The 22532-nt window shown below is 62.2% G+C and carries 23 protein-coding genes; 16 read left to right on the forward strand and 7 right to left on the reverse strand.

Annotated elements, in window-relative coordinates; translation table 11 throughout:
• Positions 1–54: 54 nt before the first annotated feature.
• Both ABMA59_RS23530 and ABMA59_RS23535 read right to left on the reverse strand, forming a co-directional pair.
• Positions 55–1272 carry a phytanoyl-CoA dioxygenase family protein gene (locus tag ABMA59_RS23530; RefSeq protein WP_349007830.1) on the reverse strand — a complete coding sequence of 406 codons (1218 nt, stop codon included), beginning with the start codon at positions 1270–1272 and terminating at the stop codon, positions 55–57.
• A gap of 712 nt (positions 1273–1984) precedes the next feature.
• Positions 1985–2278, reverse strand: a complete 294-nt coding sequence (locus ABMA59_RS23535; protein WP_349007831.1) for a DUF982 domain-containing protein — start codon at positions 2276–2278, stop codon at positions 1985–1987.
• Positions 2279–2693: 415 nt separating this feature from the next.
• Here ABMA59_RS23535 and ABMA59_RS23540 point away from each other — a divergent pair, with 415 nt between their 5' ends.
• Positions 2694–3950, forward strand: coding sequence for a L,D-transpeptidase family protein (locus tag ABMA59_RS23540; protein WP_349007926.1), 1257 nt, complete (start codon positions 2694–2696; stop codon positions 3948–3950).
• 131 nt (positions 3951–4081) lie between these two features.
• Here ABMA59_RS23540 and ABMA59_RS23545 read toward each other — a convergent pair whose 3' ends face one another.
• From ABMA59_RS23545 to hspQ, 3 genes are read right to left on the reverse strand one after another with little or no spacing between them, the layout of a single operon-like run.
• A complete protein-coding gene (locus ABMA59_RS23545; protein ID WP_349007832.1) occupies positions 4082–4735 on the reverse strand; it encodes a nucleotidyl transferase AbiEii/AbiGii toxin family protein in 654 nt (217 codons plus the stop codon).
• Positions 4714–4992 (reverse strand): hypothetical protein, encoded by a 279-nt coding sequence (locus ABMA59_RS23550; protein ID WP_349007833.1) that lies wholly within the window; start codon positions 4990–4992, stop codon positions 4714–4716. The genes ABMA59_RS23545 and ABMA59_RS23550 overlap by 22 nt, the downstream gene beginning before the upstream one ends.
• A gap of 8 nt (positions 4993–5000) precedes the next feature.
• Positions 5001–5324 (reverse strand): heat shock protein HspQ, encoded by a 324-nt coding sequence (hspQ, locus tag ABMA59_RS23555; protein ID WP_349007927.1) that lies wholly within the window; start codon positions 5322–5324, stop codon positions 5001–5003.
• A gap of 123 nt (positions 5325–5447) precedes the next feature.
• Here hspQ and ABMA59_RS23560 point away from each other — a divergent pair, with 123 nt between their 5' ends.
• Positions 5448–6416 (forward strand): AEC family transporter, encoded by a 969-nt coding sequence (locus tag ABMA59_RS23560; RefSeq protein WP_349007834.1) that lies wholly within the window; start codon positions 5448–5450, stop codon positions 6414–6416.
• On the opposite strand, the gene ABMA59_RS23565 is transcribed toward ABMA59_RS23560, so the two are convergent.
• Positions 6387–7601 carry a UbiH/UbiF family hydroxylase gene (locus tag ABMA59_RS23565; RefSeq protein ID WP_349007835.1) on the reverse strand — a complete coding sequence of 405 codons (1215 nt, stop codon included), beginning with the start codon at positions 7599–7601 and terminating at the stop codon, positions 6387–6389. The two genes, ABMA59_RS23560 and ABMA59_RS23565, sit on opposite strands and share 30 nt — an antisense overlap.
• 84 nt (positions 7602–7685) lie before the next feature.
• Here ABMA59_RS23565 and ABMA59_RS23570 point away from each other — a divergent pair, with 84 nt between their 5' ends.
• The 14 genes from ABMA59_RS23570 (at position 7686) to ABMA59_RS23635 (ending at position 21225) form a co-directional block, all read left to right on the forward strand.
• Entirely contained in the window at positions 7686–8579 is an 894-nt protein-coding gene (locus ABMA59_RS23570) for a DUF2182 domain-containing protein (RefSeq protein WP_349007836.1), read from the forward strand.
• A 16-nt stretch (positions 8580–8595) separates the two neighbouring features.
• The gene (locus ABMA59_RS23575) at positions 8596–9210 is read left to right on the forward strand and encodes a DUF1326 domain-containing protein (protein WP_349007837.1); all 615 of its coding nucleotides are present in this window, start codon (positions 8596–8598) and stop codon (positions 9208–9210) included.
• The gene (pcsA, locus tag ABMA59_RS23580) at positions 9183–10001 is read left to right on the forward strand and encodes a phosphatidylcholine synthase (protein ID WP_349007838.1); all 819 of its coding nucleotides are present in this window, start codon (positions 9183–9185) and stop codon (positions 9999–10001) included. The genes ABMA59_RS23575 and pcsA overlap by 28 nt, the downstream gene beginning before the upstream one ends.
• A gap of 102 nt (positions 10002–10103) precedes the next feature.
• Positions 10104–11081, forward strand: coding sequence for a quinone oxidoreductase family protein (locus ABMA59_RS23585; protein ID WP_349007839.1), 978 nt, complete (start codon positions 10104–10106; stop codon positions 11079–11081).
• Between the two features lie 107 nt (positions 11082–11188).
• Complete coding sequence (locus tag ABMA59_RS23590) at positions 11189–12760, forward strand: ABC transporter ATP-binding protein (protein WP_349007840.1); 1572 nt, start codon at positions 11189–11191, stop codon at positions 12758–12760.
• Positions 12760–13875, forward strand: a complete 1116-nt coding sequence (locus tag ABMA59_RS23595) for an ABC transporter permease (protein ID WP_349007841.1) — start codon at positions 12760–12762, stop codon at positions 13873–13875. Before ABMA59_RS23590 ends, ABMA59_RS23595 begins: the two co-directional genes overlap by 1 nt.
• Before the next feature lie 2 nt (positions 13876–13877).
• Positions 13878–14798: an ABC transporter permease gene (locus ABMA59_RS23600; RefSeq protein ID WP_349007842.1), complete on the forward strand. Its 921-nt coding sequence runs from the start codon at positions 13878–13880 to the stop codon at positions 14796–14798.
• Between the two features lie 72 nt (positions 14799–14870).
• Positions 14871–15941, forward strand: coding sequence for a BMP family ABC transporter substrate-binding protein (locus ABMA59_RS23605; protein ID WP_349007843.1), 1071 nt, complete (start codon positions 14871–14873; stop codon positions 15939–15941).
• Positions 15942–16157: 216 nt separating this feature from the next.
• The gene (locus tag ABMA59_RS23610) at positions 16158–16379 is read left to right on the forward strand and encodes a hypothetical protein (protein ID WP_349007844.1); all 222 of its coding nucleotides are present in this window, start codon (positions 16158–16160) and stop codon (positions 16377–16379) included.
• 156 nt (positions 16380–16535) lie between these two features.
• A complete protein-coding gene (locus tag ABMA59_RS23615; protein ID WP_349007845.1) occupies positions 16536–17276 on the forward strand; it encodes an ATP-binding cassette domain-containing protein in 741 nt (246 codons plus the stop codon).
• Entirely contained in the window at positions 17266–18369 is a 1104-nt protein-coding gene (locus ABMA59_RS23620; RefSeq protein WP_349007846.1) for an ABC transporter permease, read from the forward strand. Before ABMA59_RS23615 ends, ABMA59_RS23620 begins: the two co-directional genes overlap by 11 nt.
• Positions 18370–18427: 58 nt before the next feature.
• Complete coding sequence (locus tag ABMA59_RS23625; RefSeq protein ID WP_349007847.1) at positions 18428–19432, forward strand: substrate-binding domain-containing protein; 1005 nt, start codon at positions 18428–18430, stop codon at positions 19430–19432.
• A 134-nt stretch (positions 19433–19566) separates the two neighbouring features.
• Positions 19567–20571: a substrate-binding domain-containing protein gene (locus tag ABMA59_RS23630; RefSeq protein WP_349007848.1), complete on the forward strand. Its 1005-nt coding sequence runs from the start codon at positions 19567–19569 to the stop codon at positions 20569–20571.
• Between the two features lie 210 nt (positions 20572–20781).
• The gene (locus ABMA59_RS23635) at positions 20782–21225 is read left to right on the forward strand and encodes a hypothetical protein (protein ID WP_349007849.1); all 444 of its coding nucleotides are present in this window, start codon (positions 20782–20784) and stop codon (positions 21223–21225) included.
• A 115-nt stretch (positions 21226–21340) separates the two neighbouring features.
• On the opposite strand, the gene ABMA59_RS23640 is transcribed toward ABMA59_RS23635, so the two are convergent.
• Positions 21341–22486, reverse strand: coding sequence for a Gfo/Idh/MocA family protein (locus tag ABMA59_RS23640; protein WP_349007850.1), 1146 nt, complete (start codon positions 22484–22486; stop codon positions 21341–21343).
• Positions 22487–22532: the final 46 nt, after the last annotated feature.

The raw sequence follows: 22532 nt of genomic DNA on the forward strand, positions 1-22532 counted from the left end.
GAGCAATGGAGCGATTGAAAGGCAACGCTCCGGTTTTCAGGAACTTGTGATCGCTCAGATATAGTTTTGCATGAACCGCACGCCTCTGCGGCGCACATACTTGCGCACGAGGTTGCAAGATTTCTCCAGCGTGCCGCTGATTTTATCGGTGGAGTGAGCATGCTGGATCTTGTGTTCGACCGGCTTGACGGGCTTTCCGAACAACGAGTTGCTGAACTGAACCTGTGCCATAATCCTATAATCAGTCAGGGGAGAGGCGCCCTTATGGTAGCAACTCGTATCCACGAAAAACACCGTTCCGGCGGGCCCGGTGATGCTGATCTCGTTCCCCTTAAGGCCTGAGGCGATCATCTCCTCCTCGCTGTACCGTCGATCTTCCAACAGGGAATCGGGGCGCTTGATATGCGTGCCGGGAATGAGCGTATGCGGTCCGGAGCCCGGACCAACATCCGTCAGGTAGATGAACATCTTGACGAATTTCAGTCGATGCATGTCGTAGTGATAGAGTTGGCCGGTGCCAAACATCTCCTTTTGTTGCTTCGGTCTCACGGGGCCCGAAAGCACAGAAACTGGCGTGGTGAAGATCGGTGGGACGCCTAGATACCTCTGCGCGACGGAATAGATCAGAGGATCGGAGGCGAGCTTGTGGAGGTCTTCATAGGTAAAGGCTTGGCTCGTCCCGATCCAGTGCGCGAGCTTCGCGCCGTCCTTCCCTGCAATCGTCTTGTCGACCTCTTCCTGAATGCTCGCCAACTGGCGCTCGATCTTGGCCCGGAGATTCTTGACCAGATCGGCGGGAGCGAGAGAAGGGACTTTCCAGTAACCGTATTTCTTCAAGTGCTTAAAGCCGCCGTCGATGACGCTCGCCCAGGGATCTGACAGTTGAACTGAGTCGTCTTCGCCATTCAGGCGGACAGTATTATCTACCCGCTTGGTCAGAACGTCGTCGAATATTGATCCTTCCATTTTCACTTTGGAAATAGAAAAGTTGTCGGCGAGCACGGACGAGAAAACCATGTTGCTCTCTAGTCGAGTCTCTTCGCAGGCGTAACGGAAATTCATATACTCTTCTTCTGTCATATAGCCGCGACTATCGATGAAACGATCCCAGTGATCCACCATTTTGCGGGATCGATAGTTTGGCGCAAGATAGCTATCGAGTCTGTCACGCAATTCTGCCGTAGCCTTTTTTTCAAGACGAAGTGATTGATCGTGAGCTTCAATAAGATCGCGGTCACTCGCAGGTAAATTTATCTTTGACGCAGCGTTCATTTCTACTCCTTCATAAAAGGTCGAGACCGAAAGAAATCGATATACTGATTCCGGAAAACATTCATCTTCCGAGCGGCGGATCGTAGTACAACTCAATAGCCCCTGACAATAAGGTGCGCCACCTGTTCGTCGCAATACGGCAGTCGAGTTCGAAAAGCACGACGCGGGGCAGTTGGCGTTAATGCTGTCCGCGCTACGTCACATGGATCGAGCGGAGCAAAGGCTTTTTTCCTGGAATGTTTCCGGATGCTGGTTTGCGGGTGTTCGCCATAAATCCATGCTTCGTAATATTTTTCGTGTGAGATAATGTCTGGTTGACGACAGCGTCGTGATCCCACTCCATGAAGGTGTCGGATCACTCCAATATTGTCATTTCAAAAGCTGCCCAAGGGTTGCCTCGGGGCATACCGGACAATGCAAGGTCTTGATGTCCAGTTCTGACGCTTAAGGGCGGTGCATCAGGTGGATTGAAGGCAGGCGAGACCCCTACCTGGCAAGGAAATCCGCCGGCCGATGCCGGGAGCAGTTGTCTGGTTTCAGTCAACGCCAGCGGGACGACTGCAATGTTCATGCCCGTAGGGTGATGTCCGCCGTGCACGCGGAGCCACGGCTCCGAACCACGAAGCGCGCTGTCGCGAAGCAAGAGCGGGAAAGGAGCCGGCCAATCGCTAGGGGAGGCCGGACGACCGGCATGAAAGCTGGCACCGTTGCTTCAGTGAGCAGGCAGCCACTCGTCGGAAGCACGCTTTGCGGCGTCGATCATCGCATCGGGCGCCAGCATGCCGCGCGCCTCGGCAAATGCCTCGAAAGCGATGCGCGCGGCCTCGATGCTCATTTCATCGCCCAACGCCATGCGGCAGACATTGAGCGCCATGGCATGGGTTGGCCCGCGTGACCCCGCCCACTCGTTCAGAACCTGAAAGGCCTCTTGCGGCGTTTCCACGTCACGCGGAAAGCCCAGCCCGACAAAGATCGAGACCGGTTGGGCAAAGCGATTGCGGCTCATCCTGTTTTCCTCCCATGCGCCCGGCGATCATGAACCGGCTGCGAGAAACGCGCGACTTAGCTCTGGGTTGCGAGCCACTCATCTAAAAGGCGAGGGTCAGCGACAGCCATGCAATGGCTTGCGAAAATCCAATCGTCGTCGGGACCGGTCCCCCGGGGAGCGGTCTGTGGTTCCACCGCCACACCGGACGGTTCATCGCTCGCACGCCTCGCCTTTGGTCACGCTGCCGCCATATTCGGATGAAATCCCGAGCCTGAGGGAGCCTATTAAAGGTGGTTCATCACGCGGAATTGCGTTGCGGTCGCCCGAATTGAGGTGACGCCTCGTCATGGTTGGTCAATTGTTAAGATTGACTAATTTAATCTGCGGGCACGTTGGGTCCGTGGTCGAAAGCAGGAAAAAGCCGGGAATGTCCATTACCACAAGCCGCCGCTCGTTTCTCACCGGCACTGCCGCCGTCGCGGCATCGCTCGTCGCGGGCAGCGCCTTAGCCGAGGACACGGACGCGGTTGGCGCGGTGCTTAAATCGTCGCGCCGCGGCAATTGGGACGACGAATTCGACGCAAAGGCCACCGGAGGCGCCAAGGTTTCGTCGCGCACGCCGATCTTCAGCCAGCAGACGGTTTCATACATCGAAGCGGCGATCGGCCAGTACCAGGGCATCGTCGCGGCCGGCGGCTGGCCAGTCGTTCCGGCCGATAAGAAGCTCAAGCTCGGCGTCTCCGATCCCGATGTCGAGGTGCTGCGCAAGCGCCTGATGGTTTCGGGCGACCTGTCGCCCAATGCGGGTATCTCGCCGTCTTTCGACACCTATGTCGACGCGGCCGTGAAGCGCTTCCAGGCACGGCATGGCCTCCCCGCGGATGGCGTGATGGGCCAGTACAGCTTCAAGGCGATGAACGTTTCGGCGCAGGTCCGCCTTGGCCAGCTCCAGACCAACCTTTCGCGGCTTGCCGCCAAGGCCGGCACGCTCGGTCCCCGCTACGTCGTCGTCAATGTTCCTGCCGCCCAGATCGAGGCGGTCGAGGCCGACCGCGTCGTTTCGCGCCATACGGCCATCGTCGGCAAGATCGACCGGCAGACGCCGCTGCTCGACTCCAAGATCAACGAGGTCATCGTCAATCCTTACTGGAATGCGCCGGAATCGATCGTTCGCAAGGACATCATTCCGCTGATGCGCAAGAACCCCAATTACCTCAAGGAGAATTACATCCGTATCCTCGGGCCGGATGGCGAGATCGATCCGGCCACCATCGACTGGTCGACGGAGGATGCGGCAAAATTCCGCTTCCGTCAGGATCCGGGTGCGATCAACGCCATGGCCTCGGTGAAGATCAATTTTCCGAGCCCGGAAAACGTCTATATGCACGACACGCCGTCGCAGGGCTTGTTCAACAAGCTGATGCGCTTCGATTCGTCGGGCTGCGTGCGCGTCCAGAACGTGCGCGACCTGGTCGTCTGGATCCTGCGCGACACACCCGGCTGGAACCGGCAGCATCTCGAGGCGACGATCAAGGGCGGCGAGAATACGCCTATCCAGGTCGTCAATCCCGTCCCGGTCCATTTCACCTATGTCTCCGCCTGGTCGACCGGCGAAGGCGTCGTCCACTTGCGCGACGACATCTACGCCCGCGACGGCGTCGAGGAACTGCAGATTACGTCGTCGCTGTAGGACTTTGAATAATTAGCAAAAAAAAGGCCGTCGAAGGCGGCCTTTTGTCCAAGCCCGATTGTGGCAATCTAGCCCGTTGCGGTCTTAAGGCGCTGACGGATGACCATCCGACAGGCTCTGTCCTTGAAGAATCATACCGCCGAGCGCGGAGCGCGATCAAAACCACCGATCCAGTCAATCAACGCGGCCCGCGCATCCGCAAACGACAGGTGTAGCGTTGGCTGTCTGACCTGCTCATAGCCGAGCGCGCAATCAGCCGATTGAAGCGAAACTTCCAGCGCATCCCGCCTTTCCACCGCAATCTTGTGCAAGTCGACATCGCCAAGCAACGCGGAGTTGGCTTGTGTAACCGCCGCGAAATCATAAAGGTCGCGTCCGGTGAAACCGGCGGCCCGATAGTGGAGCTTCTGCGCTAGAATCTCCTTGTCAGGCATTAGCTGAACGAAGTCTTCGACACCTTCCAGTCGTCTCATTTCGGGCATGATGTGGGGGAACACGGGGGCTACGGTGAGGAAATCGATCTCGCCTTGAGGATATTCGAGCCGCAAATGATTTGCCTGCTCACTGTAGCCCAGAATGTTATCCGATCCGGCCTCGTTCAGACGTGGAGACAGGTACGATAGATACTGCACATCGTTGATGAAGATATCGACGTCGCGGCTCAACCGATGGTGATATCTGAGCATCAGCACCGTGCCGCCGCCCCAGATCCATTGCGTTCTATCCAGCCCGATCCCTTCAAGGCGCTCGATGGCGATACCGATCAGTGTCCGCCAAGGTTCCACTGTTGCGCCTCCCTCAACGTCTTGCCGAAAAGCGCGGTAAACCTTTCGTCGAGCGCATCGAATGGCAGGTCAATCTCGCGCGCCAGTGTCGCAAGTCTATGGAGCGGCGTTTCGGAGAGAGCCTGATACACGGCTGCAAGTTCGGTCCTGCTTGGCTGGCTGCCTCGGAGGACCGCATGCAGTCGCACCGGCGTCAGGGGGCCGTAGCTGGTCGAACCGTGCGCAGCCGCCGACTCCAGTGCCGTATTGCGTAGCATGCCGCCACTCAGTGTTTCATCGTATCCTTCGGATGATAGCGCCCGTCCGACGCCTTGCGGAACATCTCGCGCACTTGGGGATGCCGGACGGGTTCGCCCGATTCGTCCTCGAGAAGGTTCTGCTCGGACACGTAGGCGACGTATTCCGTGTCGGAATTCTCGGCGAGCAAATGGTAAAAGGGCTGGTCCTTGCGCGGCCGCACCTCGGCGGGGATGGCCTGATACCATTCCTCGCTGTTGTTGAATTCCGGATCGATGTCGAAGATGACCCCGCGGAAGGGAAAATGCCGATGGCGGACCACCTGGCCGATTCCGAATTTTGCCGCCTTCATATTGATCATGTTACGCACCCTGGGTTTCTATTTGGCGCAATCGATCGGTAATTTCAATCCTTCAGCTTGACGCCATATCGAACAACGCGTTAGCGCGGCGTCTCCTCAACCCACCCGCGAGTCATGTACGACGTCATCGGTCTCGTCATCCCGTTCTTCGGGCTCATCTTCGTCGGCTTTTTAGTTGCGCGGCTGACCAGGCAACCGCTGGAAGCGCTCGGCTGGATGAACACCTTCATCCTTTATGTCGCGTTGCCTGCGCTGTTCTTCCAACTTCTGGCCAAGACGCCGATTGAGCAACTGACCGCCTGGGGTTTCATATTCGGCGCGGTGCTGGCGACCTATATCGTCTTCTCGATCATGTTCATCGGTTCGATGATCGCCTCGCGCGGAGACATCGCGCAGTCGATGCTGCGTGGCCTCGCCGCGGCCTACGGTAATATCGGCTACATGGGTCCCGGCATCGCCTTGCTGGCGCTCGGCGAGGAAGCGGCGGTGCCTGTGGCGCTGATCTTCTGCTTCGAAAACATCATGCATTTCGCCGTGGCGCCGATGATGATGGCGCTGGCCGGGGGCAGGGGCGAGCCGCCGCTGCGGCTTGCGCTGGGCGTGGTCCGCAAGATCGTGCTGCATCCCTTCATCATCGCGACCGCGATCGGCGTTGCGGCCGCGGCATTCGAATTCCGCCCGCCCATGCCGATCGAGCGTTTGCTGGATTACCTGGCGCGCGCCGCGGCCCCTTGCGCCTTGTTTGCCATGGGCGTGACGCTGGCGCTCAGGCCGCTGCGGCGGATGCCGGTCGAGCTTGCGCCGATTGCCATCCTGAAACTCACGGTGCATCCGGTGCTCTGCTATGTGGTGCTGAGCTGGATCGGCGACTATCCGCATGGCTGGATCTACACGGCCGTGCTGCTGGCCTCGCTGCCGACTGCTACCAACGTCTTTGTCATCGCCCAGCAATATGGCGTCTGGGTCGAGCGCGCCTCCGCGAGTGTGCTGATCACCACCTGCCTCTCGGTGGTGACGGTGACCGCGCTGCTCTACCTGATCACCACCGGCGCCCTACCTGCGGACCTGTTCCCGAACCGTTGAGAAGATCGAGAAAAAGCCGCTGCCCGGCCTCAGCCCTTCGCGCATGAACAGGGCCCGCAGGGGAGCGAACGCGGCGAGCGCGCCGAGCCCCGCGCTCCGCGCAAGCTGCGCCGGCAGGAGATCGGACAGCAGCGAGCGGTTGAGCAGGCTGACCGCGCCGGTACGCGCCAGAATGTCGGGCCGGCGCTTCGCGTCATAGGCCGCCATGACCTTGGCACTGCCGGGATCCGTGCGATTGTTCGAAGCGATCTCAACAAGTTGCTGAACATCCCTAATGCCGAGGTTCAGCCCTTGCGCGCCGATGGGGGGGAACATGTGCGCCGCCTCGCCGACAAGCGCGATGCGGTTCTTCGCGAATGCCGCCGGCAGGCTGGCGGAAAGCGGATAGATCTGGCAGGCCGCATCGACCGTCACCTTGCCGAGCATCGATTGCATGCGGGCCTCGACGATGCGGGAAAGCTCGTCCTTCGGCAGGGCGGCCAATCGTTCCGCCTCTTTCGACCGCATGACCCAGACGAGACTGGAGCGGTCGCCCGGAAGCGGGACCTGGGTGAACGGGCCATTCTCGGTATGGAATTCGGTCGAGGTGAAGGCGTGGCCGCGCGTGTGGGCAAAGGTGAGCACCAACGCCGATTGCGGATATGTTTTCGTCGAGACACGGATGCCTGCCGCGGCGCGAGCCGGCGAGTTGCGGCCGTCGGCGGCGACAGCGAGCTTCGCGGCAAGCGCCGAACCGTCGGCCAGTCGCGCCGCGATTTGCGCCTCGCCGATATCCCAACCATCCACCAGCGATTCGTGCCAAAAAATACCCGGCGCCTGGCGGACGGCTGACTCCAGGGCACTGTTCAGCACCCGATTCGGGATGTTCAGGCCGAAATGCCGCTCACCGATCTCGCCGGCATGGAAGGTGACGACGGGACTGCGGACCAGCCGGTGCGTGCCGTCGACGATGCGCATGATACGAAGCGGCGCAGACTCGGGTTCGATCTCGGAAAGCACCCCGACGCTGTCGAGAATGGCAAGGGCCGGCGCCATCAACGCGGTGGTGCGCCCGTCGGCCCTGTTTGCGGCGGGGCCGGCCAGTCCGACCGAAAATCCGGCGCGCGCGAAGGCGAGGGCGGCGAGCATGCCCGCCGGCCCGGTTCCTGCCACGATGACGTCGCTGCTTTCGCTGTTCTCAGCCATGCGTCCGCTATCCGTTGCAACTGCCTACCGGTATATGGTCCGGTGCGGTTTCGATCAACGCGGCGGTTTGGCCGCCGGCAGATTATGAGCAGCGACAATTTCGATTTTCCGGCGCTGGATCGCACGGCACGCGCGGCGGGCCGCCTGTCGGCAAGGCCGACGGTCGCCGTCTGGATCGTGCTTGCCGGCTCGATCGCGCTGGCGTGGACGGGGCTGGCCATGCTCGCAAAGCGGGCCGTCGAAACGAGGCCGCCGGGCGAAGGTCTTGCCGGCGACGGGCTTCTTGGTGGGTTCGCCTCCTTGCCCCTGCCGGCCTTCATGGACTCGTTGGTATCGCTTTGCCTCAATCCGGTCATCGCATCCGGATCGACGCCGAGCCAGTTTCTGCTCACGACAGCGATGTGGTTCCTGATGGCGGTGGCGATGATGCTGCCCTCGGCGGCGCCGATGGTGAAGACCTATTGCGAGATTGCCGACACGGCCGCCGCGAAAGGTGAACGGGCCGTTCACCCGCTGGTCTTGGTCGCCGGCTACCTATCGGTCTGGCTTGCTGGAGCGGTCGCTTTGGCCGCTCTCGACCTGGCGCTTCGCTCTGTATTTTCAGCCGCGCCGCTCGCCTCGGCATCGCCATGGATGGCGGCCACGCTGCTGGCCATCGCCGGCCTCTATCAGTTCAGCGCGCTGAAGGAGGCCTGCCTGAAAAAATGCCGGATGCCGTTTCCGATCCTGTTTTCGCGCTGGAGTACGAGGCCGGCGGCGATCTTCCGGCTCGGTATCGACGAGGGCGTCTGGTGCTTCGGCTGCTGCTGGGCGCTGATGCTGGTGATGTTCGCCGTCGGCACCATGAATCTGTTCTGGATGGTGCTGCTGGCGCTGTTCGCCGTTGTGGAAAAGCAGGTGCCGGGCCGTTTGGTCGGACGGCTGGCCGGAACGATCCTGCTTGTATGGGCCGGCGCGCTGCTGTTTACTGCCTTGTGAGAGTCTGGGGGAAGAAATGGCCGAGCCAAGCTGGGCGATGAAGGGAGAGCTGGTGCTCTCCTGCAATTGCACCGTCTTCTGCCCGTGTGTGTTGTCGCTGGGATCGCACCCGCCGACGGAAGGCTATTGCCAGACCTGGGCGGGGTTCCGCATCGATGCCGGGCATTTCGGAGAGGTCGATCTTTCCGGCCTGAACCTTGGCCTGATCATGGAAATTCCCGGTTACATGAGCCGAGGCAACTGGACTGCCGGCCTGTTCGTCGACAAGCGCGCCTCCATCTACGCGCAAAAGGCTTTCGCCAAAATCTTCTCCGGCAAGGCGGGCGGCACGACCTCGCTGCTGTCGATCCTCGTCGGAAAGTTCCTCGGCGTCGAGCAGGCGCCAATCGTCTATGAGACCCTGGACCGCACCCGCATCTTCCAGATACCAAAAATCATCGATGGCGCGGTGACGCCGATCCCCGGCAAGGATCGCGGCAAGGATACCGTTATCACCAATTCCGAATACTGGATCGCGCCGGAGATCATCGTCGCCAAGGCCGAGAAGAGCCGCATGCGCGCCTTCGGCCGCAACTGGAATTTCGCCGGGCGCTCGGCCGAGATATGCAAGCTGGATTGGCACGGACCGTGACCGGCAAGCCGCTTTCAGAACGCATTCCGAAACCGAAGAAGAAGGTGACGTGGCCGCAGGCGCGGGCGTTTTCCGTTCACCTGCTCACGGCGTCCGGCTCGTTCCTGGCCTTCCTGTCGTTGGTCGCGGCCAGCGAGGAACGCTGGACGGCGATGTTCTGGTGGCTTGGGCTGGCGCTGTTCGTGGACGGCATTGACGGGCCGATCGCGAGAAAACTCGAGGTCAAGGAAATCCTGCCGACATGGTCGGGCGAACTCCTCGACAACATCATCGACTACGTAACCTACGTGCTGATCCCGGCCTTCGCGCTCTACCAGCGCGGGCTGATGGGCGAGGGGCTGTCGTTCCTGTCGGCGGCCATCATCGTCGTGTCGAGCGCGATCTACTACGCCGACACCGGCATGAAGACGAAGGAGAACTTTTTCAAAGGCTTCCCGGTCGTCTGGAACATGATCGTGTTCACGCTTTTCGTCATCGAGCCCGGTCCCTGGACGTCGTTCGCCGTCGTGGTGATCGCCGGCATCATGACCTTCGTGCCCGTCTATTTCATTCATCCCGTGCGCGTGGTCCGGTTGAGGCCGATCAATCTCGGCATGACGCTTCTATGGTGCGCCTTTGGCGCGCTGGCGCTTCTGGAGGCGGCCCTTGCCGCCTGGTACAACAAGATCGGGCTCCTGACGGAGAACGTCAGCTTCTTCACCAAGGTCGGCATCTCGGTCACCGGCATCTATCTTTTCTCGATCGGCATCGTGATGCAGTTTTTCCCCAGTCTCGGCGCCAAGAAGGGATAGGCAGGGGACAGTTTACTTTTTGCCCCCCGCAACTACCCTGAAGCGTCGACGCCTTTCTGGGGCAAAAAGTAAACTGTCCCCGGCACTTGTCCTGGAGTTCACATGTCCAAAGCAGTCCGCATCCATGCCCATGGCGGTCCCGAAGTCCTGACCTATGAGGACGCCGACCCCGGCAAGCCTGGGCCTGGGCAGGTCCTTGTCGCGCACAAGGCGATCGGGCTGAACTTCATCGACGTGTATTACCGCACAGGCCTCTATCCGCCGCCCAACGGTCTTCCGCTGACGCCCGGCGGCGAGGCGGCGGGCGTGGTCAAGGAGATCGGCGAGGGCGTCGGCGGGCTGAAGGTCGGCGACCGCGTCGCCTATACGACCCCCCTCGGCGCCTATGCGGAGGAGCGCGTGATCGCCGCCGACCGACTGGTGACGGTGCCGGACGGCGTGACCGACGAGCAGGCGGCGGCCTCGATGCTTAAGGGGCTGACAGCGGAATACCTTCTGCGCCGCACCTTCGCGGTGAAACCCGGAGACACGATCCTGTTCCATGCGGCGGCCGGCGGCGTCGGCCTGATCGCCGGCCAGTGGGCGAAACATCTCGGCGCCACCGTCATCGGCACGGCCGGTTCCGCCGACAAGGTGGCGCTGGCCAAAAGCCACGGCTACGACCATGTCATCGACTACCGCGAAACGGATTTCGTCGCGGCGGTGAAGGATATCACCGGCGGCAAACTCTGCGACGTGGTCTATGATTCTGTCGGCAAGGACACGTTTCCCGGCTCGCTCGACTGCCTGAAGCCGCGCGGCATGTTCGTCAGCTTCGGCCAGTCCTCCGGCCCAATCCCGCCGTTTGCGATGAGCATCCTGTCGCAAAAAGGCTCGCTCTACGCGACAAGGCCGACGCTGTTCACCTACATCGCCAAGCGGCAGGAACTGGAAGAGGCGGCCGCAGCGCTGTTCAGCGTCATTGCCGACGGGACGGTGGAGATCGTCGTCAACCAGCGCCACAGGCTGGCGGATGCGGCCCGCGCCCATGCCGATCTGGAGGCCCGGAAAACCACCGGCACGACCGTCCTTATCCCCTGATTTTCTTGAAGCTCTTTCAAGCGTGTAAATCTTTGCGTTCGGGGCGTGTCGCGCCTACCATGGTGCCGGGAACATAAAACACAGCTGGCAAACAGACTGGGGGCACCGTGAGTGCACTAAACGGCGGGCAAGCCGCGCCTCTGCTTGAGGTGCGTGGCCTCACAAAAATATTCGGCGCGCTGAAAGCGTGCGACCATGTCGACCTCACCGTCGGCAAGGGCGAGATCCATTCGCTGCTCGGCGAGAACGGCGCGGGAAAATCCACGCTGGTAAAAATGCTTTTCGGCTCGCTTGAGCCCAATGCCGGCGAGATCCGCTGGCAGGGCCAGCCGGTGCGCATCGCCAGCCCGAGTGCTGCGAGAAAGCTCGGCATCGGCATGGTTTTCCAGCATTTTTCGCTGTTCGACGCGCTGACGGCGGCCGAGAACATAGCGCTCTCGCTTGACGACAACACGCCGATCTCCACCATCGCGGCCAAGGCGCAGGCGCTGTCGCATGCCTATGGCCTGCCGCTCGATCCTTACTCGCTGGTCGGCGACCTTTCGGTCGGCGAACGCCAGCGCATCGAGATCATCCGCTGCCTCTTACAGACGCCGAGGCTGATCATCCTCGACGAGCCGACCTCGGTGCTGACGCCGCAGGAGGCCGACAAGCTGTTCGAGACGCTCGACCGGCTGCGCGCCGAAGGAAAGTCGATCCTCTACATCTCGCATCGCCTCGAAGAGGTGAAGCGCATGTGCGACGCCGCAACCGTCCTGCGTCACGGCAAGGTGGTAGGCCATTGCGACCCGCGCAAGGAGACGGCCTCGTCGCTGGCCCGCATGATGGTCGGCAACGAGGTGCAGGCCGTCGTGCGCCAGCCGGTGGCCGGCATGGACAAGGCCGCGGCACTTCTGGAGATCAGGAACCTGTCGCGAAGCCCGGCGACCCCGTTCTCGATCCCGTTGCGCGGCATCAGCCTCAACGTGCGCGCCGGCGAAGTGATCGGCATCGCGGGCGTTGCCGGTAACGGGCAGGGCGAGTTCTTCGAAGCGGTGTCGGGTGAAGCGATGCAGGCGGATGCCGGCACCATCCGTATCCGCGGCAAGGATGCCGGGCGTCTGTCGATCACCGGCCGCCGCCTCCAGGGCGCCGCCTTCGTGCCGGAGGAACGCCTCGGGCATGGCGCCGCGCCGCGCATGAAGCTCTCGGAGAATCTTCTGCTGTCTCGCTACGCGACCGACCATAAGGCTTTTGTAGCAGCCGGCGGCATGGTCAAGACATCAGCGGTCGACGCGGCCGCGCAGCGCATCATCGAGGTGATGGACGTGCGCAAGAGCGCCCGCGACCCCGAGGCCGCAGCACTTTCGGGCGGCAATCTGCAGAAGTTCATCATCGGCCGCGAACTCGACCGGCGGCCTTCGGTGATGGTCGTCAACCAGCCGACCTGGGGCGTCGACGCAGGTGCGGCGGCAAAGATCCGCCAGTCGCTGATCGAATTGGCGCGCTCCGGCTCGGCCGTACTGGTGATCAGCCAGGACCTCGACGAGTTGTTCGAGATTTCCGACGCCATCGCGGTCATGCACAATGGCGAATTGTCGAAGCCGCTGCCGATCGCCGAGGCGACGTTCGAGAAGATCGGCCTGCTGATGGGCGGCGCCGAACCCGGCCACGCCGCCGTTGGGATGGAGACGGCCTGATGCGCGTCGAACTCGTCAAAAGACCCCAGCAATCCGCGCTGTTTTCGGCGCTTTCGCCCTTCATCGCGCTGGTGCTGACACTGATCTTCGGCGCGATCCTGTTTTCGCTGCTCGGCAAGAACCCGTTCGACGCGCTTTACTTCTATTTCATCGACCCGCTGCGCGAAATGTGGTCGCTGGAAGCGCTGACGGTGAAGGCGGCGCCGCTGATCCTTATCGCCGTCGGCCTGTCGATCTGTTACCTCTCCAACAACTGGAACATCGGCGCCGAGGGCCAGTTCGTCATCGGCGGCATCTTCGGCTCGATCCTGCCGGTCATGGTGCCGGAGTTCCAGGGGCCGCTGCTTCTGCCGCTGATGCTGATCATGGGCATGATCGGCGGCGCGCTTTACGCGGCCATCCCGGCGCTGCTGAAGACGCGCTTCAACACCAACGAGATCCTGACCAGCCTCATGCTGGTCTACATCGCCCAGCTTTTCCTCGACTGGCTGGTGCGCGGCTGGTGGCGCGATCCCAAGGGCAACAATTTTCCGCGCTCCATCACCTTCAGCGACGACGCGGTTTTGCCGAAGCTGCTGCCCAACGGCGATTCGGCCAATCTCGGCATCGTCTTCGCGCTGGTCGCGGCGGTGCTTGCCTGGATACTGGTCACTCGCACGCTGAAGGGTTTTGAGATCCGCGTGCTTGGCGGCAGCCCGAGGGCAGGGCGCTTCGCGGGTTTCAGTTCATCGAAGATGGTGTTCTTCGCCTTCATGGTTTCCGGAGCGCTGGCGGGCTTGGCCGGCATATCGGAGGTCTCCGGGGCGATCGGCTATCTGCAGCCGACGATTTCGCCCGGCTACGGTTTTACGGCGATCATCGTCGCCTTCCTCGGCCGGCTGAACCCGCTTGGCATCATCGCTTCGGGTCTCATCCTCGGCCTCACCTATCTCGGCGGCGAGGCGGCGCAGATCTCGCTCGGGCTCTCCGACAAGGTCGTGCGTGTCTTCCAGGGTATGCTGCTGTTCTTCGTGCTCGGCTGCGACACGCTCATCCACTATCGCGTGCGTTTTGTGGGCTTCGCCGCGCCGAAGCCAGTCGAGACGCCGGCGCTCAAGGCGGCCGAGGGAGCGTGATCATGGGTATAGCTGAAAGCATCCTGCTCACCATAGCCACGGCCGCGACGCCGCTGCTGATCGCCGCACTCGGCGAACTGGTGGTCGAGCGCTCCGGCGTGCTCAACCTCGGCGTCGAAGGCATGATGGTGATGGGCGCGGCCTGCGGCTTCGTGGCTGCCGCGCTGACGGGTTCGCCCTGGATCGGCGTGTTCGGCGGCATAGTGGCCGGCGCGGTATTCTCGTTGCTGTTCGCCTTCCTGACACTTTCCATCGCCACCAACCAGGTGGCGACCGGCCTGTCGCTGACGCTGCTCGGCCTTGGCCTGTCCGGCATGATCGGCGAGAATTTTGTCGGTTCGGCAGGCGAGCGGCTGCCCAGTCTCTACATTCCTGTCCTCTCCGACATCCCGCTGATCGGGAAGCTGATATTCGGGCAGGATCCGATCTTCTACATGTCGATCGCGCTGACGGTGGGCGTCATCTGGTTCCTGTTCCGCACGCGGACCGGGCTGACGTTGCGCTCCATCGGCGACAATCACGGCTCGGCGCATGCGCTCGGCATCCCGGTCATCCGTTACCGCTATCTGGCGGTGATCTTCGGCGGCGCCTGCGCGGGGCTTGCCGGCGCGCATCTGTCGCTGGTCTATACGCCGCAGTGGGTGGAGAACATGACGGCCGGCCGCGGCTGGATCGCGCTGGCGCTGGTGGTGTTCGCCTCCTGGCGGCCGCTGCGGGTGCTGGCCGGCGCCTATCTGTTCGGCGCGGTGACGATCGGGCAGTTGCATGCGCAGGCGCTGGGTCTCGGCATACCTTCTCAACTGCTTTCTGCGCTGCCCTATCTGGCAACGGTCATCGTTCTCGTACTAATTTCGCGCAATCGACGGCTGACGATGATGAACACGCCGGCTTCGCTTGGCCGCGCCTTCGTGCCTGACAGATAGGGTAGGGAATTGTAGAAGAACGATAAGGGCAAAAGCCCGCTATTGCTCAAAACCACAGAGGATCGGACGGAAATGAAAAAGATCGTATTCGGACTGGCCGCGGCGCTGGCGTTCAGCGTCGCCATGCCGGCCATGGCGCAGGACAAGATCAAGGCCTGCTTCCTGTATGTAGGCTCCAAGACGGATGGCGGCTGGACGCAGGCGCACGAACAGGGCCGCCAGCTGGTCGAGAAGGAACTTGGCGACAAGGTCGAGACCGCCTTCCTCGAAAACGTGCCGGAAGGCCCCGACGCCGAGCGCGCCATCGAGCGTTTCGCCCGCTCCAAATGCGCCATCATCTTCACCACCTCATTCGGTTTCATGGATCAGACGGTGGCGGTCGCCGCAAAATTCCCGGACGTGAAGTTCGAGCACGCGACCGGCTACAAGACCGCGCCGAATCTCACCACCTACAATTCGCGCTTCTATGAAGGCCGCTACATCATCGGCCAGATCGCCGCGAAGATGTCGAAGACGGGCGTTGCAGGCTACATCGCCTCGTTCCCGATCCCGGAAGTCGTGCAGGGCATCAACTCGTTCATCCTCGGCGCGCAATCGGTCAATCCGGACTTCAAGCTCAAGGTCGTGTGGGTCAACTCCTGGTTCGACGCCGGCAAGGAAGCCGACGCCGCCAAGGCGCTGATCGACCAAGGCGTCGACATCATCACCCAGCACACCGATTCGACCGGCCCGATGCAGGTCGCGGAAGAGCGCGGCATCCATGCCTTCGGGCAGGCCTTCGACCAGATCCAGGCCGGCCCGAAGTCGCAGCTCACGGCGATCGAGGACACCTGGGGTCCGTATTACGTCAAGCGCATCAAGATGGTGCTTGACGGCACCTGGAAGGGTGGCGAGTCGAGCTGGGACGGGTTGAAGGACGGCATCCTGACAATGGCGCCCTACACCAACATGCCGGACGACGTGAAGAAGACGGCCGAGGAAACCCAGGCCAAGATCGAATCCGGCGAACTGAAGCCGTTCACCGGCCCGATCACCAAGCAGGACGGCACCGAGTGGCTGAAGGCCGGCGAAAGCGCCGACGATGGCACGCTTCTCGGCCTGAATTTCTACGTCAAGGGCGTCGACGACAAGCTGCCGCAGTAAGCCTGAAGCTGCGTTTTTCCAACGGGGGAAAGGGCGTCGGTTCGGCGCCCTTTTCTTTTGGGCCGGCTGCTGCCGGCTCCTGACAAAAGGCTGTCAGGAGCCCCCTGCTAAAAGGGAGACGCCAGACGAGGAGAACCGTCATGTCCGCAGCCGTCGAAGGCTCGTATCGCCGCCCGTCCACCGGACCCATCTCGGCACTGTTCGGGGAGGACGATCATGCTTGAGCACCTTCACGTCCGGGCTATCCGTCCGGCATACGGGACGGTCAAGGGGGCTGCGAAGCCGATCTATGTCATCGAGACGGATCTTGCTCTCTCGGAGAAAGATCCCGCCTTCGATCGCGATGCGCTGGGCGACTTGCTCTTCGCTGCAAAGGATTATCTTGCCGCCAACCCTGTCTATCACGGACTGAAGATCATCCCGTATCTCCAGAGGTAAGGGAGCCCGACCGCACCCGCATGACTCGCGCATCTAGGGGCAATGCAATTGGTGCGCGGGCGCCAGAGAGAAGGTGACGGAGCAAAGTTTCTCTGCTAGCTTTTCATCTGGTCCGACCAGTGGTGAACAAACTGGCGGGCGGAGGAGGAGACATGAATGTCGCTGCTTGAAGTGCGCGGCGTGGGCAAGAGCTTTGGGGCCATCCGCGCCCTATCCGATGTCAGTTTTTCAGTGGAGAGCGGCGAGGTCGTCGGCCTTATGGGCGACAACGGCGCCGGGAAATCCACCATGGTCAAGCTGATCGCCGGCAACTTCCCGCCCAGCGAAGGTGAGATCGTCGTCGGCGGCAAGGCCTGCCATTTCCACAAGCCGATCGAGGCGCGCGCCGAAGGCATCGAGGTCGTCTACCAGGACCTCGCGCTGGCCGACAATCTGACAGCCGCGCAGAATGTCTTTCTCGGCCGGGAGATGAAGAAGGGTTTTGGGCCGTTCCGCATCCTCGACAAGCAGTCGATGATCGGACGGGCCGGGCAACTGTTCGAGGAACTGAAATCCGAGACACGCCCGCGCGACCTCGTCAAAAAAATGTCGGGCGGGCAGCGCCAGGCCGTCGCCATCGCCCGCACGCGCCTTTCCAACGCAAAACTGGTGCTGATGGACGAGCCGACGGCGGCCATCTCGGTGCGGCAGGTGGCCGAGGTGCTGGAACTCATTCGACGGCAGAAGGCTCGCGGGGTTTCCGTCATGCTGATCAGCCACCGCATGCCGGACGTGTTCGCGGTGTGCGACCGCATCGTCGTGCTGCGCCGCGGCTCGAAGGTCGCCGACAAGCGCACAGCCGACACCTCGCCCGAGGAGATCACGGGCCTGATTACGGGAGCGATCCGTGCCGCCTAGCCAGAGCCAGACTCTCGAAGAAGGCCACGCCTCGATTGCCGACGTGGTCGGCATCAAGGAGCAGACTGCGCTCCAGAGCGTCATTTCCAGCCAGGCCTTCTGGGTGGCGGTGGCGCTGTTCGTCCTGGTGGTGTTCATGACCTGGCTGGAGCCGAGCTTCGGCACCGTCGACAACGTCACCAACATCACCCGCAATTTCGCACCGATAGCCATCATGGGTCTCGGCATGACGGTGGTGCTTATCACCGGCGGGATCGACCTTTCCGTGGGATCGGTGATGGGTCTGGTGGCGATCGTCGCAGGCCTTTTGCTGACGTGGCACTATCCGTGGTACGCGGCTTTCGGCGCCGGGCTGCTGGCGGGTCTTGCCTGCGGCGCCTTCAACGGCTTCTTCGTCGCCTATGTCGGCATGCCGTCCTTCGTGGTGACGCTCGGCATGCTATCGATCGCGCGTTCGCTGGCGGTCGTGCTCTCCGGCAACCAGATGCTCTACCAGTTCGGCCCGGACGCGCCGATCGTCAAGGCGATCGGCCAGGCGAAGTGGCCCGTGCACACGCCCGACGGATGGATGCCTCATTGGATTCCGTCGCTGTCATCGCACTTCTGGGTGATGGTGGTGATGGCGCTGGCGCTCGGCGCCGTCTTCATCTTCACCGCCTGGGCGCGCCACCTGTTCGCCATCGGCGGCAACGAGAACGCCGCGCGCATGACCGGCGTGCCGGTCGACCGGATCAAATTCCAGGCCTACGTGTTTTCGGCGTTCTGCGCCGCGGTCGCCTCGCTGCTGCTGCTTGGCTACAGCGGCTCTGCCATCAACGCCATGGGTACGGGTTACGAGCTGCGCGTCATCGCCGGCACCGTGATCGGCGGGGCCAACCTGATGGGCGGTTATGGCACCGCGTTCGGCGCGGTGATCGGAGCGGCGTTCCTGGAAGTCATCCGCAACGCGCTGCTGATGGCGGGCATCGATTCCAACTGGCAAGGCGCCTTCGTCGGCGCATTCATCATTCTTGCGGTGCTTCTCGGCATGCAGACCTCCGGGAGGTCGTTGCGAACCATGTTGGAGGGCATGTTTACCGGGAAGGGCCGATAGAATCCGGCGGCGGCAAGCCGCCGGGGATAGTGGACGTCAAAAACAAGTGGAGGAACTGGTGAAAAGATACATCTTGACGGCCGCCGTGGCGTTTTCCGCGCTGATGGCCGGCCAGAGCTACGCCCAGCAGAAATACACCTTCGCGCTGGTGCCCAAGAACATGAACAACCCCTTCTTCGACCAGGCGCTCGCCGGCTGCAAGAAGGCCGAGTCGGAGGCCAACGGCGCGTTCGAATGCCTGTATATCGGCCCCGGCGAGCATGGCGGCGGCGAGGAGCAGGTGCAGATCGTGCAGGATCTGGTCGCCAAGAAGGTCGACGGTATCGCCGTGTCGCCTTCCAACGCGGCGGCCATGGCGGTCGCCCTGCAGGCGGCCAAGGATGCCGGCATTCCGGTGCTGACCTGGGATTCCGATCTGCTGCCGGAGAACAAGGACCTGCGGGCCGCCTATGTGGGCACGCATAATTACGAGATCGGCGTCAACATCGCCAAGATCGTGCAGCAGATCAAGCCGAAGGGCGGGAAGATCTGCATCCAGTCCGGCGGTGCCGCGGCGGCCAACCACAACGAGCGCATGCAGGGTATCCGCGACACGCTGGCCGGCAAGGAATCGGCGGCATCGCCCGGCGATCCCCTGACGGGCCAGAACGGCTGGACCGAGGCCGAGGGCTGCCCGCTCTACACCAATGACGACTTCCCGCTCTCGGTGCAGCAATTCCAGGACTTCATGGCGAAAACACCCGACGTCGACGCCTTCACGCCGACCGGTGGCTTCCCGCAATTCGTGCCGGACGCCAACCGCGCGGCTGTCGAGCCCTTCAAGGACAAGATCGCCAAGAAAGAACTGGCGCTGGTCGTCGCCGATACGCTGCCGATCCAGATGGACCAGATGAAGGAAGGCCTGTCGCTCGGCCAGGTCGGCCAGCGGCCGTTCGAGATGGGCTACAAAACCATGTTCTTCCTGAAGGACATGAAGGACGGCAAACCCGCGCCGGCCGACCCGACCTATACCGGTCTCGACGTCTGCACGCCTGATACCGCCGACACCTGCATCGCGAAATAGGACATCGCCAAGCAGCTCACCACGATTTCGGGGCGCGGGCGAGGGACATCCCTTCGTCCGCGCTTCCGTGAAAAGTTCCGCCGGAGCTGGCACGGCGGGGTATCGATCGGTCAGCACCTTTGGAGGAGTTTCAGGTGAAGAAGTATGTAATGACGGTCGCGGTCGCGTTTTCGGCGCTGATGGCAGGACAAGCCTATGCGCAGGACAAGCTGATATACGCGCTGGTGCCGAAGTCCATGAACAATCCCTTCTATGACCAGGCGCTGGCCGGGTGCAAGAAGGCGGAAGCCGAGTCGAACGGCGCCTTCGAGTGCCTGTATATCGGCCCCGGCGAACATGGCGGCGGCGAGGAGCAGGTGCAGATCGTCCAGGATCTGGTCGCCAAGAAGGTCGCCGGCATAGCCGTGTCGCCGTCCAACGCCGCCGCGATCGTGCCGGCGCTGGAAGCCGCCAAGGAAGCGGGTATTCCGGTGCTGACTTTCGATTCAGACGTGCTGCCGGAAAACAAGGGCCTGCGCGTCGCCTATATTGGCACCCACAATTACGAGATCGGCACCAACATCGCCAAGATCTTGCAGACGGTGAAGCCTAAGGGCGGCGTCATCTGCATCCAGTCGGGCGGCGCAGCGGCCGCCAACCTCAATGAGCGCATGCAGGGCATCCGCGACGGGCTAGCGGGCAAGGAATCCGCGCAGTCGCCCGGCGATCCGCTGACCGGCCAAAACGGCTGGACCGAGGCGGAAGGCTGCCCGCTCTACACCAATGACGATTTCCCGCTGGCTGCCCAGCAGTTCCAGGACCTGCTGACCAAGATGCCGAACCTCGACGCCTTCGCCGCGACCGGCGGCTTCGCCCAGTTCGTGCCGGACGCCAATCGCGCCGCCACGACCCCCTTCAAGGACAAGATCGCCAAGCATGAGCTGGCGGTGGTCTATGCCGACACCCTGCCGACCCAGATCGACCAGATGAAGGAGGGTCTTTCCAACGGCCAGGTCGGCCAGCGCCCGTTCGAAATGGGCTACCAGGTGATGAAGGCTTTTGCCGATCTGAAGGATGGCAAGCCGGCTCCGGCCGACCCGACCTATACCGGCCTCGACGTGTGCACGCCGGACACGGCCGACACCTGCATCGCCAAGTAAGTGAGTTCCGCAGAAATTGGCCGGGCGAGGGCAACCTCGCCCGGCTTTTTCTTGGGCAATGTCAATGGCGTCTGATGTTTGACGCCGCTTCTGTCGGACGTCGCCGGCACTGTCACACTGATACGCGATGCCGGCGGAGAACGAATATAGGAAAGTTTTCCTTGAAATTCTCGGCTGCCTTGCTATTATGCGCTCTGAACGGAGGCTGGAATGGACCGCGCCGAATACGGGTATGCGCAGGAGACGCTGAGGGGCATCGTTGCGATGCTGCTTGGGTTGGCTATACTGGCCGAGCGCCTGTGCGTTGTGCCGTTCCCGGTTCGCGCCTTCGTGTTGTCGCTGCTGCGGCCGGCCGAGGTTGCCGCGCGGGTGTTTGCCATCGAACATGCCGGTGGCGCACGTGTCGTGCCAATGGCCGCGGTCGGCGGGGCGGATGACGATGGCTGCGCCGAGGCTTTGCGGCTTGCCCGCTGCTTCCGCGCGCTGGCGTCCGTCTTCAGCGGCCTGCGGCATTTTGCCGGGCGGGCGCTGTTTCGCAGCGTGCCGACCGGGCGCTTTACGCAACGCGTACCGGCAATGGTGTGGCGGGACCGTTTTATAAAGGCGCGGCGCGCAATCGCTTTCGGCGGAGTGGAGCACATCGATACGTCATGATCGCCGGACGGGCGACGCTGCCCGGCTTTCGGGTTAGGCTCCAAGTTGTTGAGAATTCGAACGCCATTCGCCAGGTGCGCTTGGCGATGCTAGTGTTCGTGTAAATAGCAACAGCTTACCCGGGCACTGGCTCCCATTGCCGGGTCTGCGCTGACCGCAGCACCGCATCGACAACCGCATCCGTCTTCAGCGCCGTCTCGAAGTCCGGCACCAGCGTCTTGCCCGATTCCAAACCCTTCAGGAAATCTGCGACCTGATGGATGAAAGTGTGTTCGTAGCCGATCTGCAGCCCCGGCACCCACCAGGCTTTCATATAGGGATGGTCCCCGTCGGTGACGTGGATCGACCGCCAGCCGCGCAACGCCCCCTTGCCGCCGTGGTCGAACAGTTGCAGCCGGTGGAGGTCGTGCAGGTCCCAGGCGATGGAGCCGCGCTCGCCATTGATCTCCAGCGTGAACAGGGCCTTGTGGCCGCGCGCGTAGCGGGTCGCCTCGAACGTCGCCAATGAACCGTTTTCGAAGCGCGCCAGGAAGGCGCTGGCATCGTCGATGGTGACCGGCTGTGGTTTGCCGGTGGCGACATGGGCGCGCTCGCGGATGAAGGTCTCGGTCATGCCGCTTACCTCTCTGATCGATCCGTTCAGCCACTGCGCGGCATCGATGCAATGCGCCAGCAAGTCGCCGGTCACGCCGCTACCGGCGACGGATTTGTCCAGCCGCCACGTCCCGGCGCCGCCTTGCGGCACGTCTTGCGAGATGGTCCAGTCCTGCAGGAATTTCGAGCGATAGTGGAAGACGCGGCCGAGAAAACCCTCGTCGATCAGTTGCTTGGCAAGGGCAATCGCCGGCACGCGGCGATAGTTATACCAGACCATGTTGGCGACGCCGGCCTTTTTCACGGCGTCGGCCATCCGGTGTGACTCTTCGAAAGTGCGGCCGAGTGGCTTTTCGCAGGCCACTATCTTGCCGGTCTGTGCGGCGGCTATGGCGATCTCGGCATGGGTGTCATTGGGAGTGGCAATGTCGATCAGGTCGATGTCGTCGCGCGCCACCAATTTTCGCCAGTCCGACTCGTGCGATGCAAAACCCCATTGTTCGGCGAAGCGTCGTGTTTTGCCGGCGTTGCGGGAACAGACGGCGGTCAGTTCGACGGCAATGGCGCTGTCGAAGAATTTTGAAACCTGTCCGTAGGCGTTGGCGTGCGTTCGCCCCATGAAGCCGGTGCCAACCAGCCCGACGCGCAATCTGCGTTTTTCTGCCATGAATCCCTCCTCCCACGCGGCGCAACCTAGCATGCGCAATTCGATG

Source organism: Mesorhizobium yinganensis (assembly GCF_040081985.1).
GTDB lineage: Bacteria > Pseudomonadota > Alphaproteobacteria > Rhizobiales > Rhizobiaceae > Kumtagia > Kumtagia yinganensis.